Annotated in this window: 16 protein-coding genes; 12 read left to right on the plus strand and 4 right to left on the minus strand. The window is 67.6% G+C overall.

The genetic code is table 11. The features are described from left to right. The first annotated feature begins 8 nt into the window (after positions 1-8). Together DKG75_RS05145 and acmB are read left to right on the plus strand one after the other, a co-directional pair. On the plus strand, positions 9-806 hold the full coding sequence (locus DKG75_RS05145) for an enoyl-CoA hydratase/isomerase family protein (protein WP_109919968.1): 798 nt from the start codon (positions 9-11) through the stop codon (positions 804-806). 99 nt (positions 807-905) lie between these two features. Then, positions 906-2,102, plus strand: coding sequence for a methyl acetate hydrolase AcmB (acmB, locus tag DKG75_RS05150; protein ID WP_109919969.1), 1,197 nt, complete (start codon positions 906-908; stop codon positions 2,100-2,102). A gap of 34 nt (positions 2,103-2,136) precedes the next feature. On the opposite strand, the gene rarD is transcribed toward acmB, so the two are convergent. The 3 genes from rarD to DKG75_RS05165 form a co-directional block, all read right to left on the minus strand. Then, entirely contained in the window at positions 2,137-3,036 is a 900-nt protein-coding gene (gene rarD / locus DKG75_RS05155; RefSeq protein WP_109919970.1) for an EamA family transporter RarD, read from the minus strand. Between the two features lie 125 nt (positions 3,037-3,161). Further along, complete coding sequence (locus DKG75_RS05160; RefSeq protein ID WP_109919971.1) at positions 3,162-3,467, minus strand: hypothetical protein; 306 nt, start codon at positions 3,465-3,467, stop codon at positions 3,162-3,164. After that, complete coding sequence (locus DKG75_RS05165; protein ID WP_166646343.1) at positions 3,464-3,958, minus strand: tetratricopeptide repeat protein; 495 nt, start codon at positions 3,956-3,958, stop codon at positions 3,464-3,466. The genes DKG75_RS05160 and DKG75_RS05165 overlap by 4 nt, the downstream gene beginning before the upstream one ends. A gap of 206 nt (positions 3,959-4,164) precedes the next feature. Between DKG75_RS05165 and DKG75_RS05170 the strand changes: the two genes are divergently transcribed. The 3 genes from DKG75_RS05170 to DKG75_RS05185 all read left to right on the plus strand — a co-directional run bounded on the left by DKG75_RS05170 (position 4,165) and on the right by DKG75_RS05185 (position 7,357). After that, on the plus strand, positions 4,165-4,560 hold the full coding sequence (locus DKG75_RS05170) for a hypothetical protein (RefSeq protein ID WP_109919973.1): 396 nt from the start codon (positions 4,165-4,167) through the stop codon (positions 4,558-4,560). Positions 4,561-5,211: 651 nt separating this feature from the next. Beyond that, on the plus strand, positions 5,212-6,207 hold the full coding sequence (locus DKG75_RS05180; protein WP_109919975.1) for an OmpA family protein: 996 nt from the start codon (positions 5,212-5,214) through the stop codon (positions 6,205-6,207). Between the two features lie 130 nt (positions 6,208-6,337). Then, positions 6,338-7,357: an OmpA family protein gene (locus DKG75_RS05185; RefSeq protein WP_109919976.1), complete on the plus strand. Its 1,020-nt coding sequence runs from the start codon at positions 6,338-6,340 to the stop codon at positions 7,355-7,357. Between the two features lie 219 nt (positions 7,358-7,576). On the opposite strand, the gene DKG75_RS05190 is transcribed toward DKG75_RS05185, so the two are convergent. Further along, positions 7,577-8,305, minus strand: coding sequence for a hypothetical protein (locus DKG75_RS05190; RefSeq protein WP_109919977.1), 729 nt, complete (start codon positions 8,303-8,305; stop codon positions 7,577-7,579). A gap of 341 nt (positions 8,306-8,646) precedes the next feature. Here DKG75_RS05190 and DKG75_RS05195 point away from each other — a divergent pair, with 341 nt between their 5' ends. From DKG75_RS05195 to DKG75_RS05225, 7 genes are all read left to right on the plus strand, one after another. After that, positions 8,647-9,210, plus strand: a complete 564-nt coding sequence (locus tag DKG75_RS05195) for a TRAP transporter small permease subunit (RefSeq protein WP_109919978.1) — start codon at positions 8,647-8,649, stop codon at positions 9,208-9,210. A 36-nt stretch (positions 9,211-9,246) separates the two neighbouring features. After that, positions 9,247-11,130, plus strand: a complete 1,884-nt coding sequence (locus DKG75_RS05200) for a TRAP transporter large permease (protein WP_109919979.1) — start codon at positions 9,247-9,249, stop codon at positions 11,128-11,130. 21 nt (positions 11,131-11,151) lie between these two features. Beyond that, complete coding sequence (locus tag DKG75_RS05205; RefSeq protein ID WP_109919980.1) at positions 11,152-12,240, plus strand: TRAP transporter substrate-binding protein; 1,089 nt, start codon at positions 11,152-11,154, stop codon at positions 12,238-12,240. 114 nt (positions 12,241-12,354) lie between these two features. After that, positions 12,355-13,254, plus strand: a complete 900-nt coding sequence (locus tag DKG75_RS05210) for a hypothetical protein (RefSeq protein ID WP_109919981.1) — start codon at positions 12,355-12,357, stop codon at positions 13,252-13,254. Positions 13,255-13,381: 127 nt separating this feature from the next. Beyond that, the gene (locus DKG75_RS05215; RefSeq protein WP_109919982.1) at positions 13,382-14,938 is read left to right on the plus strand and encodes an ABC transporter ATP-binding protein; all 1,557 of its coding nucleotides are present in this window, start codon (positions 13,382-13,384) and stop codon (positions 14,936-14,938) included. A 1-nt stretch (position 14,939) separates the two neighbouring features. Further along, entirely contained in the window at positions 14,940-16,013 is a 1,074-nt protein-coding gene (locus DKG75_RS05220) for an ABC transporter permease (RefSeq protein WP_109919983.1), read from the plus strand. A gap of 2 nt (positions 16,014-16,015) precedes the next feature. After that, positions 16,016-16,945, plus strand: a complete 930-nt coding sequence (locus tag DKG75_RS05225; protein ID WP_208111945.1) for an ABC transporter permease — start codon at positions 16,016-16,018, stop codon at positions 16,943-16,945. Positions 16,946-16,960 lie beyond the last annotated feature (15 nt).

A 16,960-nucleotide genomic window follows, 5' to 3' on the forward strand; every position in this document is an offset into this window, starting at 1 on the left:
GAGCGACCATGACCCAGGTCCCGGTCCATATCGACGACGGCATCGCCCTCGTCCGCCTCAACAACCCGCCGCTCGGCCATGTCGACCGGGGCATGGTCGGGGCGCTGGGCGCCGCCCTCGACCTGATCGAGGGCACGGCGGCGGTCCGCGCCGTCGTCGTCACCGGCGAGACCGAGGGGATCTTCGCCTCCCATTACTCGATCGAGGAGTTGGAACCCCTGGGCCGGCACCTGCGCGCCGCCGCGGGCGGCGGGACGGACGATCCCCTGCCGGTCGCGACCGAGCTTGCCCGCCATCTCGCCCGGATCGAGGCCAGCCCCCTGCCCTTCGTCGCCGCGATCAACGGCACCTGCATCGGTGCCGGCTTCGAGCTCGCGCTCGCCTGCGACATCCGCATCGTCGAGGACGGGGACTTCACCCTGGGCCTGCCCGAGGCCAACCTCGGCCTCGTCCCCGGGGCCGGCGGCAGCCAGCGCCTGCCACGCCTGATCGGCCCGGCCAAGGCGCTGGAACTGATCCTGATGGGGCGGACGATCTCGCCGATCCAGGCGGTGCAGATCGGCATCGCCCAGGAACTGGCGGCCGATCTCGCCCTCGATGCCGCCCTGGTCATGGCGCGGCGCCTGGCCGATCAATACGGCCCCGCCAGCGCCCGCATCAAGCATCTGGTGCGCCAGGCCCGCGAGATCCCGCTGGCCGAGGGGCTGGCGGCCGAACGCGCCGCCTTCCTGGCGCTGCTGGCCGAGGACGAGCCGATCGCCCGCATGCACGACCTCAACCGGGGCGAGCGCGATATCACCGACTGATCCCCTCCCTTGGGTGGGCGACGGCTTCGCCGATCTCCCCTATCGTCGGGCCGGGCACCCGCCTTCTGGCGGGGCCCCAACAGTGGAAGGGGAAGCGTGATGGGCAATTCCGTGCTGAAGGCCGCGGCCGATGCCGTTCTCAGCGAAGCGACCGCCACGGGCAAGGTCCCGGGCGTGGTGGCCGAGGTCAGCGACCGCGACGGCCCGCTCTACCGGGGCGCCGCGGGCCTCCGCGGGCTGGAGGGCACGGCGGCCATGACCGCCGATACGGTCTTCTGCATCTTTTCCTGCACCAAGGCGGTGACCGGCACCGCGATCCTGCAATTGGTCGAGGGCGGCAGCCTCGACCTCGACGCGCCGGCGAAGACCTATGTCCCCGAGATCGGTGAAATCCAGGTGCTCGACGGCTTCGATGCGGCGGGCCGGCCGCGCCTCAGGGCGCCGAAGCGCGACATCACCACCCGCATGCTGATGCTGCACACTTCCGGCATGGGCTATGACTTCCTCGACCCGAACCTGCGCGATTACGTCGCCCTGAAGGGCATCCCCTCCATCGTCTCCTCGACCCGGGCGGCGATCACCCTGCCGCTGACCTTCGATCCGGGCGAGCGCTGGCAATACGGCCTCAGCATCGACTGGTGCGGCCAGGTGGTCGAGGCGATCGCCGGCAAGCGCCTGGGCGCCGTGCTGGCCGACCAGGTCTTCGCGCCGCTCGGCATGCGCGACACCGGCTTCAGCCGCCGGCCCGACATGGACGCCCGCCTTGCCACCGTGCACCAGCGCCTCGAAGACGGCAGCCTGCTGCCCGTGCCCGAACTGCGCCTGCCCGATGCGCCCGAGGTCGAACTCGGCGGCGCCGGCCTCTATTCGACCGTGGGCGACTACGGCCGCTTCCTGCGCCTGTGGCTGAACGACGGCCAGGGCGAATTCGGCCGGGTGCTGAAACCGGAAACGGTCCGCTTCGCCATGGCCAACGGCCTCGGCACCCTGAAGGTGACGCCGGTGACGACGGCGGTGCCGCAACTCTCGCTCGATGCCGAATTCTTCCCCGGCCAGTCGAAAAGCTGGGCCTACAGCTTCATGGTCAACGACGAAACGGCGCCGACCGGGCGCAGCGCCGGTTCGGTCGGCTGGGCCGGGCTCGCCAATCTGTTCTACTGGATCGACTGCACCAAAGGCATCGCCGGCTTCTGGGCCGCCCAGGTCCTGCCCTTCGCCGATCCAGGCGCAGCCGGCGCCTATCTCGGCTTCGAGAGCGCGGTCTATAACGCCCTGGCGCAATCACGCGCCGCCTGATCGCACTCAGCCCCCGGCACTCAGCCCCCGGCACTCAGCCCCGGTTGCGCAGGGTCTCCACCGCGACCAGGGCCAGCGCCCCCCAGATCAGGCCGAAGGTGACGGCATGGATCGCGGTGAAGGCCTCGCCGTTGATGAAGACGGCGATCAGGAACATGCCGGTCGGGGCGATATATTGGAACAGGCCGAGCGTCGACAGGGTCAGGCGCTTGGCCGCCGCATTGAACCACAGCAGGGGCACGGCGGTAACGACGCCGGCCGCGACCAGCAGGATATCCGTGACCGGGCCGAATTCGCCGAGCCCGCCCCGGCCGTGCCCTTCGAGCCAGAGAAGCCAGGGCACGGCGATGATCGCCAGCCACAGGCTTTCCAGGGTCAGGCCGACCATGGGATCGGCCGGCGCCATTTTCCGCAGCAGGCCGTAGAGGCCGAAGGTGGAGGCCAGGAACAGCGCCACCCAGGGCGGCACGCCCATGGAGGCGCTGAGGATCACCACCCCGATCGTCGCCATGGCGACCGCGACCTGGCGATAGCGCGACAGCCGCTCGCGCAGGAAGACGACGCCGAACAGCACGTTGACGAGCGGATTGATGTAATAGCCGAGGCTGGCCTCGAGCGCGAGATCGGCGCCCATGGCCCAGATGAACAGATACCAGTTGCTGGCCAGCAGCACCGCCGTCAGCGCCAGGATCAGCAGGCGCCGGGGGCGGCGCAGCGCCGCCAGCAGGTCCGGCAGGCGCCCGGTCGCGGCCAGCAGGCCGAGCAGGAACAGCGTCGACCAGACCGCCCGGTGCAGCATGACCTCGAAGGCGGGAACATGGGCCAGCGCCTTCCAGTACAGCGCCAGCAAGGCCCAGGTCAGATAGGCGGCGACGGCATAGCCGGCCCCGGCCAGGGACGCGCTGTGCCGTTCGCCCGTCGTTGTCTCCGCCATGATGCCCCGTGCCCGCCTTCCGGTTTTGAGGGCAACATCATCGGGGCGCCGGGCGCGCGGTCAACCCGGCGCCGCCGGATGGCCGCCACACCGGAAATGCACGGCTGGCGCTGTTGTTTTCGGGGTCAGTGCAGGCCGGTGAGGCCGGGATGGGCGGCGAGCAGGAAATCGACGGCGGTCACCACCGCCTCCCAGGCGGCCAGGCCCTCGTGGTCGCCGAAGGCGGCGAATTCGGCCGCGCGCATCAGCGCGACCGACGAGGCTTCACGGCCATAGCGTTCGACCAGCTGGCGCGCGGTGCTCAGCACCTCGATGTCGGACGGCCCGCCGTCGATATCGCCCGACGGGCGGCCCGGGCGCGGCACCGGCAGGGCATGGGGCCCCCGCCGGCGGGCCCGCCGCAGCCGCGCCGGATTGAAGGGCCGTCTCACGGCTTGATCTCGGGCACGGGCTTGTAGCTGCGCACCAGTTCGTCGCCGCGGGCCAATTGGTCCGGGGTGAGCGATGCCTTCACCTTGTCGCGGTTGCGCGCGGCATAGGGCGGGCCCTGGGTCACCGACAGGCTGAAATAGACATAGGCCTGGACCGGATCGCGGGCGACGCCGATCCCGTCCTCATGCATCACGCCGAGATTGAACATGGCCGACTGATCGCCCTGGCGGGCGGCACGCTGGTACCAGCGGGCGGCCTCGACCGCATCGGCGATCACGCCCAGGCCGTTGTCGTACAGGGCACCGATATCGAATTGCGAGGCGGCGTCGCCGGCCTCGGCCAGCGGCTTCAGTTCGGCCAGCGCGGTGGCATAGTCGCCGGCGGCCATGGCCTTCTGCCCCGCCTCGCGATCGGCCAGGGCGGGCCCGGACAGGCCGAGCACCAGCGCCCAGGCCGCGATGCCGGCACCCCGAACCCACCGTTTCGACAAGACGGACATTTGCTGCTGCTTCTCCATTGCCGCCACAACATCGATAGGTTTGCCCGCAAACGCAAGGACAACACGGTGCAGCCCTGCCCTGTTCCCGCGTTCTGGGGATGATTGCCGGCGCCGCCGCCCCTATCATGCCCGGGGCCGCCCGATTCTGCGGGGCCCGGGCTGCCGGCAGGAAAGGCCGGCCAGGAAAGGACGACGCCATGGACCAGGACAGCCGCGCCAAACTGATCGCCACGCTGCGCTGGCTCGGGGCCGCCGAGGATGCGGACGCCCTCGAAGCCGCCCGCGCCGCCACCGCCCAGCTGGCCGCCGCCGGCCTCGACTGGGAGGATGTGATCGCCGGCGCCGCTTCGGGCAGCGCTTTCGACGACTACGACCACGGCCCGATCGATTTCGAGGCCGAGGACGGCGAACCCCGCGCCGGCGCCGACGACGAGACCATCGCCAGCACCATCCGCCAGTTGCAGTCGCGCCCCGGCCTGGCCGAGGAAACCCGCGCGGAACTGGCCGATTTCGCCGGCCTGCTCGCCCAAGGCAGCCTCGACGCCCAGGACCGCGCCTATGTCCTGGCCCTCGCCCGCCGCCTGGGGGCCTGACCGCAAGCCTAGCGCGCGGCCGGCGGGGCCAGGCTGACCGGGGCCGGGCTGACCAGGACCGGGCTGCCTGGGGCCTGATTGACCGGGGCCGGCCCGCCGGCCGGTACCGGCGGCGAAACCCGGCAATCCGGGGCCGATAAAGTCGTCCGGCAGCGCGTGCGCAGGTTCATGTCGTCATAGGCGGCCCGATCCGCACCGGGCCAGGGCGCCGCCCCGCTCGCCGGCGGCCATGATTCGCAGCCCGCCGGCAGAACGCCCGCCGCGATCAGCAAGGCTGCCCTGAACACCCCGGACCGCGACAACAGAGAGCGGGATTCTGCCAGCGCCATCGTCTTCGTTCCTTCATTCGCCGCCGAAATACCGTTAAGATCCGGCCCGTTAACCCTAACCAGCCCTGATTGCTGTGGCGGCACCGCAACACTTATGGTTCAGTTGCCACGCACAACCGCCGGCTTCCATTCCGCAGTTGTCGGCGGAAGGCCCCGGTAATACATTGCGCAACAACATTCATGGCCCGATGAAGGCAGGCAATTCGCCGTCAAATTGGGCCCATGTGCTTGGTTTTGGAGAGATTCTCCCCGTGCCGGACTGTCTAGCGACGAGTATGTTGGGCACAGGTTTACAGAATATGGATATGGAACGGAGACGGTCATGAGACTTGCCCTTGGTCTGGTTAGCGCTGCCGCCATTATCGTTGCCGGCGCGGCCGCGCAGGCCGATATGGTGTCGGGTCCGTATGTCACTGGCTTTGGCGGCTACACGATCAACCCCGATGTCGGCGTTGACTCCGACACCAACCCGAGCGGTCATCTTTCCTTCGATCACGGCTGGGTCGGCGGCGCTGCCGTTGGCTATGACTTTGGTCGCGCTCGGATCGAGTTTGAGGGTGCCTACCGCAAGAATAACTACGACGAGTTGCAGCTCGGCACCACCACCTTTACCAGCGACAGCGACCTCGCTGTAATCTCGGGTCTGGTGAATGTGCTGTATGACTTCGAAAACGAGTCGGTCATCACCCCCTTCATCGGTTTCGGTATCGGTGCCGCTTACCTGGACGACGACAACTCGGACACGGTCCTCGCCTATCAGGGCATTGCGGGTGCCAAGATCTCGGTTACCGAGAATCTTTCGGCGGTGGTTGACTACCGTTACTTCCGCACCCTTGAGACCGATATTGGTACCAACATCGGCAATCTCAAGTTCGAGTACGAGCAGCACACGATCACTGCCGGCCTGAGCTACAACTTCGGCACCCCGGCGCCCGCCCCGGTGGTCGAGCCCGCCCCGGCCGTGGTCCCGCCGCCGGCCGTCGAAGCCGCCCGTTCCTACATGGTCTTCTTCGACTGGGATTCGACCGCGATCACCCCGGACGCGTCGCAGATCATCCGTGACGCCGCCTCGGCCGCCCAGACCCTGGGCGTCACCCGCATCGAACTGACCGGCCACGCCGACCGCTCGGGCAGCCCGCGCTACAACCAGCGCCTGTCCCTGAAGCGCGCCGATGCCGTGAAGGCCGAGCTGATCGCCCTCGGCGTCGCCGCCGACTCGATCAGCACCGTCGGCAAGGGCGAGAGCGCGCCGCTGGTCCCGACCCCGGACGGCGTCCGCGAGGCCCAGAACCGCCGCGTGGAAATCGTCCTGCCCTGATCAGGGCCCATGGTCTTGGGTGCGCCGGTGGACCATCGCCGGCCTCCCCTTGAAAGTCGCCGGCCCGGTTGAATAGGGCTTCCAGGCCGGCAACTTCGACACTTAAGAACAAGTCGAAACGGAGAACACAATGCGCAGCATTTCCCTTGGCCTCGTCAGCGCCGCCGCGATCCTGGTCGCCGGCACTGCCGCGCACGCCGACCGCGTCGGCCCGTACCTGAGCGCTTTCGGCGGCTATGTGATCCAGCCGGAACTGGATTTCAACTCGCCGAACACCAAGCGCCAGCTCGAAACCGACAATGGCTGGGCCGCGGGCGTCGGCTTCGGCTATGACTTCGGCGGTCCCCGCGTCGAAGCCGAAGTGACCTATCGCGACAACGACGCCGACAAGGTCGGCGCCACCCGCTACAAGGGCGATCTGGCCTCGCTGGCCCTGATGCTGAATGCCCTGTACGACTTCGAGAATTCGTCGCGCTTCACCCCCTACGTCGGCGTCGGCATCGGCGCGGCCTGGGTCTACGCCAATGCCGTGAAGCCGGCCGCCAGCGTCTTCTCGACCAACGACGACGACGTGGTCTTCGCCTATCAGGGCATCGCGGGCGTGAAGGTGGCGATCACCACCGGCCTGTCGCTGTTCGTCGACTACCGCTACTTCGCCACCCTGGACCCGGAATTCACCAGCCGCGGCTTCGGCGGCAAGGTTGACGGCGAATATGCGTCGCACAACATCTTCGCCGGCCTGACCTACAACTTCGGCACCGGTGCCGTCCCGGCTCCGGCCCCGGCGCCCGCTCCGGCTCCGGCCCCGGCGGCGGAAGTGGCTCGTTCCTACATCGTCTTCTTCGACTGGGATTCGACCGCGATCACCCCGGAAGCCAACGCCATCATCCAGGACGCGGCCAATGCCGCTGCCTCGCTGGGCGTCGCCCGTATCGAACTGACCGGTCACGCCGACCGTTCGGGCTCGCCGCTGTACAACCAGCGCCTGTCGGTCCGCCGCGCCGAAGCGGTCAAGGCCGTCCTGGTCAACCTGGGCGTCTCGTCCGGCAACATCGTCACCATCGGCAAGGGCGAAAGCGCCCCGCTGGTCCCGACCCCCGACGGTGTCCGCGAGCCGCAGAACCGCCGCGTCGAGATCGTCCTGCAGTAATCTGCCGGACTGTCACAGGGAATTGGGCGCCGGGTTTCCGGCGCCCTTTTTCTTTGCCGCCTCCCCCTCACCCCAGCCCTCTCCCCCAAGGGGGCGAGGGAGAATGCGACATCGACTCCCTCGCCCCTCCGGGGAGAGGGCTGGGGTGAGGGGGAGGCGGCGAAGCCAATAAAAAAGGCGCGGCCTTGCGGTCCGCGCCTTTTGTGCGAGGGGAAGAGTTCAGGCCTTGCAGGCCGTGGTCAACGAGGTGCGGACGATCACCGGCGCCTGGCTGGAGAAAGTGGCGATTTCCTTCGGCTTCACCGCATTCACCTGATCGAGGAGATCGGCGACCTGCTTGCAATAGCTGGGCGTGCGCTGGCTGCGCTGGGAAATCTCGTTGGCGAGCGCGGTCACATAGATGTCGAACTGCTTCATGTGCGAGCCGCCGTATTCGCGCTTGAACAGCACCTGAAGCGTCTTGGTCTGGGCGACCATCTCGTCCGAGAACTTGCGGACGAAGGAATTATATTTGTCGGCGATCTTCAGGTCCGCATCCTTGTGGCAGCGGAGCGCGGCGACCATCAGTTCCGTCTGCAGGCGGCGAACGTCGTCAGCGGCAAGTTCCGCCGGCTTGCGGCAGCCCTTGGGCGCGACCGTATCGGCCTGGATCTGGGTGCCCGGGCCGATGCGCGGGGCGCCGGGGGCGACCGGAACCGCCGGCAGGGCCGGACGGGGCGCCGCGATGGTGGCACCGGCGGCGGCGGTCGGCTTGCGGCTGGGCATGGGCGGGCCGCCGGGCATCACCGGGCCGGTCACCAGCGGCTCGGCGGCGGCGACCGCCACCGGTTCCGGCTGGGGCCCGGCGGCCGGGGCGGTGGCCGCCTGTTCCGGTTTGCCGAACATCGAGCAAGCCTGAAGGCCGAGCGCCACGGTCAATGCCACGAGGGCAACGCGGGTCGACGACATAGGAAGTCCCCTGCTACAGACGAATCAGTATGAAACAACAGATACACCAGCGTGGAGTCCGCTGGCCAGAAAAAGCGCCCGCTTTCTCCCCCTTCCCGCCGCATTGCCCTGAAAACGGCCCTATCTTTGCCGCCCCCGCCCTATTTGCGGCGGCGGCGCCACGCCGCCGCCCGCACCTGTCGACATGCCGGCCGGGACCGCGGAAACTCGATCGCGCCGGGGGGCCATGCCCGCACCGGCAACCGATCTTCGCCAAAAGTAGGGGAGGCAATTTGCCGCGCCGCTTTCTAGAGTGAAGACAAAGCACGGCAGCCAATGCCGGCAGAGAGAGGGAACGCACCATGGTCATCGCCGTCGCCCGTTTCGTCGACCGGTTGAACGAACTGATCGGCAAGGCGACCGCCTGGGCGATCGTTGCCGCCATCCTGGTTTCCGCGATCAACGCGATCGTGCGCAAGGTGCTGGGCACCTCGTCGAATGCCTGGCTGGAACTGCAATGGTATCTGTTCGGCGCGACCTTCATGCTGGGTTCGGCCTGGGCATTGCGGGCCAATGAACACATCAGGATCGACATCGTCTCGAACCGCCTGTCCAAGCGGGCGCGCGACTGGATCGACGTCTTCGGCCACGTCTTCTTCCTCATCCCCTTCGCCGCCCTGATGGCGTGGCTGTCGGTTCCCTATTTCCAGCTGTCCTTCGCCTCGGGCGAAGTGTCGAGCAGCGCCGGCGGCCTGATCATCTGGCCGGCCAAGGCGCTGATCGCCCTCGGCTTCATCCTCCTGCTCCTGCAGGCGCTGAGCGAACTGGCGAAACGCCTGGCGATCATCGCCGGCGCGCTCGAGGACGAGGGCAGCCCGGGCGGCCATGGCGCACCGCCGGCAGCCCCCCCGGCCGCCGACCGCTGATCATCCCCCAGCCCTTCCCGACGGAAACGGTCCGCCATGGTCCATCTCATCGCCCAGAACCTGGCGCCCATCATGTTTGCGGCGCTGATCCTGTTCCTGCTGCTCGGCTATCCGGTCGCCTTCGCGCTGGCCGCCAACGGCCTCGTCTTCTTCGCCCTGGCGGTGGAACTGGCGCCCTTCGCCCCCGAGAGCATCACCCTGTCCTGGCCCCTGCTCCAGGCCCTGCCGGACCGGGTGCTCGGCACCATGTCGAACGAGGTGCTGCTGGCCATTCCCTTCTTCACCTTCATGGGCCTGATCCTGGAACGATCCGGCATGGCCGAGGATTTGCTCGACACCATCGGGCAATTGTTCGGCACCATCCGCGGCGGGCTCGGCTATGCGGTGATCTTCGTCGGCGCCCTGCTGGCCGCGACCACCGGCGTCGTCGCCGCCTCGGTCATTTCCATGGGGCTGATCTCCCTGCCGATCATGCTGCGCTACGGCTATGACCGGCGGGTCGCCTCCGGGGTCATCGCCGCCTCGGGCACCCTGGCGCAGATCATTCCGCCCTCCCTGGTCCTGATCGTCATGGCCGACCAATTGGGCCGCTCGGTCGGCGACATGTACGAGGGCGCCTTCCTGCCCGGCATCCTGCTGGCCGGCGCCTATGCGCTTTATATCTTCGTCGTCGGCCTGTTCTCGCCGAAGGCGGCGCCGGGCCTGCCGGTCGACGCCATCGGCCATAAGGAGCCGGGCGGCCAGCGCGGCGTCTGGCAGCTCAGCGTCATGGTGCTCTTCTCCGCCGTCGTCGCCTGGTGGGTGATGTCGCAGACCGGGATCAGGGCCGGGGCGGATTTCGTCATCCTGACCATCTGCATCGCCACCGTGATCGCCCTGATCTGCGCCCTGATGAACCGCTATCTCGGGGCCCGGCACCTGGGCCTGAATGCCGCCGTCACCCTGGGCGCGGTCGGCCTCTATGCTTACTTCCGGCAGGACGGCCATGTCACCGCAAGCCTGCTGATGGAGATGGTCGCCGCGGGCGCGGTCTACGGCTTCGTCGCCGGCTGCGCCGAACGGTTCCTGGGCCTCCGCCTCGTCTCGGCCATGGCGCAGCAGGTGACCTTCGTCATGGTGCCGCCACTGCTGCTGATCTTCCTCGTGCTCGGGACCATCTTCATCGGCGTCGCCACCCCCACCGAGGGCGGGGCCATGGGCGCGCTCGGCGCCGTCATCCTGGCCGCCGGCAAGCGCGCCGCCGACCGCATGCCCAGCCGCTTCAACCGCGAGATCCTGGTCCAGGCGACCTATGCGACGGCCCGGCTGTCGGCCTTCGTCCTGTTCATCCTGATCGGGGCCCGGGTGTTCTCCCTCACCTTCTACGGCGTCAACGGCCATCTCTGGGTCGAGCACCTGATGACCGCGCTGCCCGGCGGCGAGGTCGGCTTCCTGATCCTGGTCAATGTCCTCGTCTTCTTCCTCGCCTTCTTCCTCGATTATTTCGAACTCGCCTTCATCGTCATTCCCCTGCTGGCCCCGGTCGCCAATGCCATGGGCATCGACCTGGTCTGGTTCGGGGTGATGCTGGCGGTCAACATGCAGACGTCCTTCATGCACCCGCCCTTCGGCTTCGCCCTGTTCTTCCTGCGCTCGGTCGCGCCGAAGACGGCCTACCGGGACCGTGTGACCGGACGGGTGATGGAACCGGTGACGTCCGGCCAGATCTATTGGGGCGCGGTTCCCTTCGTGCTGATCCAATTGGCCATGGTGGCGGTGGTGATCGCCTTCCCCGGGCTCGTCACCCATTACAAGGCGGGCGCGGTGCAGATCGACCCCGCCGCCGTGCAAGGCACCTTCGATCAGCTGCAGATGCCGCTGGGCGAGGATGAAAACCTGGATCTGCCCGGGCTGCAGGGCCTGGGCGGCAACAACAACTGAATAGTCACCAGGAGGAAACCCATGAAACGTCGCGAATTCCTGACCGCCGCGGCTGCCGGCACGGTGGCGGCCACCACCGTCGCCGCCCCGGCCATCGCCCAGTCCAACCCCGAGATCAAATGGCGCCTGACCTCGGGCTTCCCCAAGTCGCTGGATACGATCTATGGCGGCGGCGAAGTCTTCGCCAAATATGTCTCCGAGGCGACGGACGGCAGGTTCCAGATCCAGGTCTTCGCCGCGGGCGAGATCGTCGGCACGTTCCAGGCGGCGGATGCGGTCAGCCAGGGCACGGTCGAAATGTCCCATACCGCCGGCTATTACTATGTCGGCAAGGATCCGACCTTCGCCACGGCGGCGGCGGTCCCCTTCGGCATGAACACCCGCCAGCTCAATGCCTGGCTCTATCACGGCGGCGGCGGCGACCTCTACAACGAGTTCCTGGCCAAGCACAATATCTACGCCCTGCCCGGCGGCAATACCGGCACCCAGATGGGCGGCTGGTTCCGCAAGGAGATCAAGACCGTCGAAGACCTCAAGGGCCTGAAGATGCGCATCGCCGGCCTGGCCGGCCAGACCATGGCCAAGCTCGGGGTGGTGCCGCAGCAGGTGGCGGGCGGCGAGATCTACCCCTCGCTCGAACGCGGCACCATCGACGCGGCCGAATGGGTCGGCCCCTATGACGACGAGAAGCTCGGTTTCCACAAGGTCGCGCCCTACTATTATTACCCCGGCTGGTGGGAAGGCGGCCTCAGCGCCCATTTCTTCATCAACAGCGCCAAATGGGCGGAATTGCCGAAGAGCTATCAAGCCATCGTCACCGCCGCCGCGGCCGCCGCCAGCGGCGACATGGTGGCCAAATACGATGCCCGCAACCCGAAGGCGATCCAGAGCCTGGTCGCCGCCGGCGCCCAGCTGAAGCCCTTCTCGACCGAGATCATGCAGGCCGCCTATGCCGCCGCCCATGAACTCTATGCCGAGATTTCGGCGACCAACGCGGACTTCAAGAAGATCATCGATTCGATCATCGCCTTCCGCGACCAGGAATATCTGTGGTTCCAGGTGGCCGAATATACCTATGACAGCTTCATGATCCGCGGCCGGCGCAAGTAATCCCGGCAAACGGCCCCGCCCCGGGGCGGGGCCGCCCCTCTTTCGCCCCCGGAATGGTTAACTCGGCCGGAGCCGCCTTGTCGTCCCTCCCGGAGGCCCGCCATAATCACGGCCATGGCGGGCCTGCGCCCCGCCCGTAGCGTGACCGCCGCTTTCGATCCGGGGGAGAAGATGCGTCCGGCGATTTGTGTCTTCCTGATCGCCCTGACGGCGGCCCCCGTTCCTGCCGCCCCCGGTCTTGCCGCCGAGGTTTCGACCCCGACGGCGGCCCGCGGCACCGCCAGCGGTATCCTGGGCACCCTGCGGCTCACCGAATCCCTTGCAGCCCTCCACAACGAGAGCAGCGACCCGGTCTCGCCCATCAACTATATCCGGGTGGTGCTGGACGACCGGGCGATCAAGCCCTGGCAAGCCGGGGCCTATCCCTCGCTGGCGACACTGCGCGACGATGCGATCAAGGGAAAAGACCCGGTGGTCATGCTCGAAGTCGACGTCGAGAACACGGAAGAAGTCTTCCTGTCCGCCTTCATCTATGGCCCCGACCAGAAGATCTATACGATCGACAACACCCTCGAACTGGAAACCCTGTCGATCGACAACGGCCGCATCAGCGGCAGTTTCGAGGGCGACCACGGCACCATCAGTTTCGATGCCCCGATCAACCGTTTCCCCATCACCTCGAAGCAGAGCGGGTCCAAGGCCCGCGCCAGCGAGCCGTTCAAGATCTTCGCCAGCTTTCTGCACGCGCTGGCCGACGGCGACCGGGACAAGGCGGCGGCCCTGGTCTCGCCCCTGGCCATGCCGGCGCTCCGCCGCCTGGTCGAGCCGGGCGAGGACATGGGCGGCGCCGCCGCCGCGCTCGACCTGATCAAGCCCCTGGTCAGCGAAGTCTATTACCACGGCGACCGTGCCGTGATCGTCCACCGCGACCCGAAGAACGAATTGGAAGTGGTCGAGGAGATCGCCTTCTCCCTGGTGAGATCGGGCGGCCGCTGGCTGCTGGACGACCGCTGATCGCCCATGTTTTCCGATCGATTGTCTCGAAAAGCCAAAAAACATTATTGCCGCGGGTAACGGTTGTCATGGTGCACTGCCGTATGCTGCACTGCTGTGACAGGGGTTTGGCAGGGGATCGGGCGGCATGGAGCCAGGGATCGAGGCTTTGAAGGAACATCCGCGCCTGGAACTGCGCGGCATCACCAAGTCTTTCCCAGGCGTCAAGGCCAACAGCGACGTGACCTTCACCGTCGCGCCCGGCGAGATCCACGCCCTGCTCGGCGAGAACGGCGCCGGCAAGAGCACGCTGGTCAAGCAGATCTACGGCATCCTGAAACCCGACAGCGGCGAGATCCTGTGGGACGGCCGCGAGGTCGACATCCCCAATCCCCATGCCGCCCGCCGCCTCGGCATCGGCATGGTGTTCCAGCATTTCTCGCTGTTCGAGGCGATGACCGTGCTCGAGAACGTCGCTCTCGGCATGGACGATCCGGGCCGCGACCGGACGGCGCTGGCGAGGCGGATCCGCGAGATTTCGGAATCCTACGGCCTGCCGCTCGATCCGGCGCGGGAGGTGCACACGCTTTCGGTCGGCGAGCGCCAGCGCATCGAGATCGTGCGCTGCCTGCTGCAATCGCCGCGCCTTCTGGTGATGGACGAGCCGACCTCGGTGCTCACCCCCCAGGAAGTGGGCAGGCTGTTCGAGACCCTGCGCAAGCTGAAGTCCGAGGGCTGCTCGATCCTTTACATCAGCCACAAGCTGAACGAGATCAAGGAATTGTGCGACGCCGCCACGATCCTGCGCGGCGGCAAGGTGGTCGCGGCCTGCGATCCCCGGGCGGAAACCGCGCGCAGCATGGCGCAATTGATGATCGGCGCCGAATTCCGCAGCGTCGCCCGGCGCGAGGGCGGCGACAGGGCGGGCCCGGTCCGCCTGACCTTGAAGGCCCTGTCCATGGCCCCCGAAATGGCCCACGGCGTGCCCCTGAAGGCGATCGACCTGGAGCTTCGCGGCGGCGAGATCCTGGGCATCGCCGGGGTCGCCGGCAACGGCCAGGGCGACCTTCTCGCCGCGATCGCGGGCGAACGCAGGGCGGCCGCGGCCGAAACCGTGATCATCGACGGCAAGCCGGTCGGCCGTCTCGGCCCTGCCGGCCGGCGCAAGCTCGGGCTCTGTACCGTGCCGGAGGAACGGAACGGCCATGGTGCCGTGCCCGACATGTCGCTGACCGACAATGCCATGCTGTCCGCCCACAAGCGCATGGGCTTCCTGAAGGGCGGCTTCCTCGACAAGGGCAAGGCCCGGGGCTTCGCCGCCGACGTCATCAAGCGCTTCGACGTCCGCACCCCCGGCACGGAAACGGCGGCCGGCAGTCTTTCCGGCGGCAATCTGCAGAAATTCATCGTCGGGCGCGAGATCCTGCAAAAGCCCGAGATCCTGGTGGTGGCCCAGCCCACCTGGGGCGTCGATGCCGCCGCCGCCGCCACGATCCAGCAGGCGCTGGTCGACCTCGCCGCGACCGGCAGCGCGATCCTGGTGATTTCGCAGGACCTCGACGAATTGCTGACCCTGTCCGACCGGATCGCGGTGATCAATGCCGGACAACTGTCGGCGGCCATGCCGGCAGCGACCGTCTCCGTCGAGGAAATAGGCCTTCTGATGGGCGGCATTCACGGCGCCCCCGAAAAGGGAGCGGCGTGACATGGCCCTGAAAATCGAAGCGCGCCGCCAGATCTCGACGCGCATGCTCTATCTGACGCCCTTCATCGCCGTCGCCGCCACCGTGGTCGCCGGCTTCTTCCTGTTCCTGATCCTGGGCGCCGATCCCTTTCTCTCGCTCTATTATTTCTTCGTCTCGCCCCTCGAGACCAAATACGGCATTTCCGAGCTTTGCGTGAAGGCCGCCCCCCTGATCATGATCGCCATCGGCCTCGCCCTCGGCTATCGCGCCAATATCTGGAACATCGGCGCCGAGGGGCAATTGACCATGGGGGCCGTCTGCGGCGGTGCCGTCGCCCTCGCCTTCTGGGACGAGAGCGGGATCTACGTCCTGCCCCTGATGGCGCTGGCGGGGCTTGCCGGCGGCGCCCTCTATGCCGCCATCCCGGCCTTCCTGAAGACCCGCTTCAACGTGAACGAGATCCTGACCAGCCTGATGCTGACCTATGTCGCCACGCTGTTCCTGGCCGTTCTCGTCTTCGGGCCGCTAAAGGATCCCATGGGGTTCAACTTCCCGCAGTCGCGCATGTTCACGGACAGCGCGACCCTGCCCATCATCTGGTCGGAAACCCGGCTCCATCTCGGCTTTGTGATCGCGGTCGCGGTCGCGGTCGGGGGCTGGGTGCTGCTTACGCGCTCGATCGTCGGCTTCCAGATCCGCACCCTCGGCTCGGCGCCCGCCGCTGCCCGCTATGCCGGCTTCGACCGCACCCGGCTCACCTGGTTCTGCCTGATGCTGACCGGCGGCCTGGCCGGCATGGCCGGAACCTTCGAGGTTTCGGGACCGATCGGGCAGCTGGTGCCCAATATCTCGCCCGGCTACGGCTTCACGGCGATCATCGTCGCCTTTCTCGGCCGGCTGCATCCGCTCGGCATCATCGCCTCGGGGCTTTTGATGGCGCTGTCCTACATGGGCGGCGAGAATGCCCAGATCAACCAGGGCCTGCCCCAGGCGGTGACCGGGGTGTTCCAGGGCCTGCTGCTGTTCTTCCTGCTCGCCTCCGACTTCCTGGTGCGCTACCGGGTGCGGATGGTCAAGCCGGTGCTGGAGGGCTGACCATGACCGCCGAAATGATCCTGCCCATGGTGCTGACCGTGATCGCGGCGGCCACCCCCCTGCTGCTGGCCGCGATCGGCGAGCTGGTCACGGAAAAGGCCGGCGTCCTGAACCTCGGGGTCGAGGGCATGATGCTGGCGGGCGCCGTCATCGCCTTCGCCACCACGGTGGGCACCGGCAGCGCCACGCTCGGCATCTTCGCCGCCATGGTCGCCGGCATCGTCATGTCGCTCGCCTTCGGCGTCCTCACCCTCACCCTGATGGCCAATCAGGTGGCGACCGGGCTTGCCCTCACCATCTTCGGCATCGGCCTGTCATCCCTGATCGGCAGCAGTTACATCGGCACGCCGGTGACGAAGCTCGCCACCCTGGCGATCCCGGGCGTTTCCGATATTCCGGTGCTCGGCCCCCTGCTCTTCGGCCATGACGTGCTGGTCTATGCTTCGGTGGCGCTCACCGTCGCGGTCGCCTGGTTCCTGAAATCGACGCGCAAGGGCCTGATCCTGCGCGCGGTCGGCGAGTCCGACCTTTCGGCCCATTCGATCGGCTATGACGTCATTCGCGTCCGCTATTTCGCGGTCATGTTCGGCGGCCTGTGCTCCGGGCTGGCCGGGGCCTATCTCTCGCTTTCCTATACGCCCATGTGGGTGGAGGGGATGACGGCCGGGCGCGGCTGGATCGCGCTCGCCCTGGTCGCCTTCGCCTCGTGGCGGCCGTGGCGGGTGCTGGGCGGCGCCTATATTTTCGGCGGCGTCACCATCCTGCAGCTTTACCTCCAGGGCGCCGGCGGCATCGGCGTGCCCGCCCAGGTGATGAACATGCTGCCCTATCTCGCCACCATCATCGTTCTTACCGTGATTTCGGCCGGACCCTGGCGGGGCCGGCTGGATGCCCCGGCCTGCCTCGGCAAGCCGTTCCGGCCCGCAAGCTGACCCACCCCATCCGCT

The sequence above is a fragment of the Zavarzinia compransoris genome (assembly GCF_003173055.1).
Lineage (GTDB): Bacteria > Pseudomonadota > Alphaproteobacteria > Zavarziniales > Zavarziniaceae > Zavarzinia > Zavarzinia compransoris.

Coding starts and splice junctions, on each gene's coding strand:
- DKG75_RS05170 (WP_109919973.1), top strand. CDS start 4,165: ATGGACCAGGACAGCCGCGCCAAACTGATCGCCACGCTGCGCTGGCTC.
- DKG75_RS05225 (WP_208111945.1), top strand. CDS start 16,016: ATGACCGCCGAAATGATCCTGCCCATGGTGCTGACCGTGATCGCGGCG.
- DKG75_RS05145 (WP_109919968.1), top strand. CDS start 9: ATGACCCAGGTCCCGGTCCATATCGACGACGGCATCGCCCTCGTCCGC.
- DKG75_RS05180 (WP_109919975.1), top strand. CDS start 5,212: ATGAGACTTGCCCTTGGTCTGGTTAGCGCTGCCGCCATTATCGTTGCC.
- DKG75_RS05200 (WP_109919979.1), top strand. CDS start 9,247: ATGGTCCATCTCATCGCCCAGAACCTGGCGCCCATCATGTTTGCGGCG.
- DKG75_RS05205 (WP_109919980.1), top strand. CDS start 11,152: ATGAAACGTCGCGAATTCCTGACCGCCGCGGCTGCCGGCACGGTGGCG.
- acmB (WP_109919969.1), top strand. CDS start 906: ATGGGCAATTCCGTGCTGAAGGCCGCGGCCGATGCCGTTCTCAGCGAA.
- DKG75_RS05210 (WP_109919981.1), top strand. CDS start 12,355: ATGGCGGGCCTGCGCCCCGCCCGTAGCGTGACCGCCGCTTTCGATCCG.
- DKG75_RS05190 (WP_109919977.1), bottom strand. CDS start 8,305: ATGTCGTCGACCCGCGTTGCCCTCGTGGCATTGACCGTGGCGCTCGGC.
- DKG75_RS05195 (WP_109919978.1), top strand. CDS start 8,647: ATGGTCATCGCCGTCGCCCGTTTCGTCGACCGGTTGAACGAACTGATC.
- DKG75_RS05185 (WP_109919976.1), top strand. CDS start 6,338: ATGCGCAGCATTTCCCTTGGCCTCGTCAGCGCCGCCGCGATCCTGGTC.
- DKG75_RS05220 (WP_109919983.1), top strand. CDS start 14,940: ATGGCCCTGAAAATCGAAGCGCGCCGCCAGATCTCGACGCGCATGCTC.
- DKG75_RS05215 (WP_109919982.1), top strand. CDS start 13,382: ATGGAGCCAGGGATCGAGGCTTTGAAGGAACATCCGCGCCTGGAACTG.
- rarD (WP_109919970.1), bottom strand. CDS start 3,036: ATGGCGGAGACAACGACGGGCGAACGGCACAGCGCGTCCCTGGCCGGG.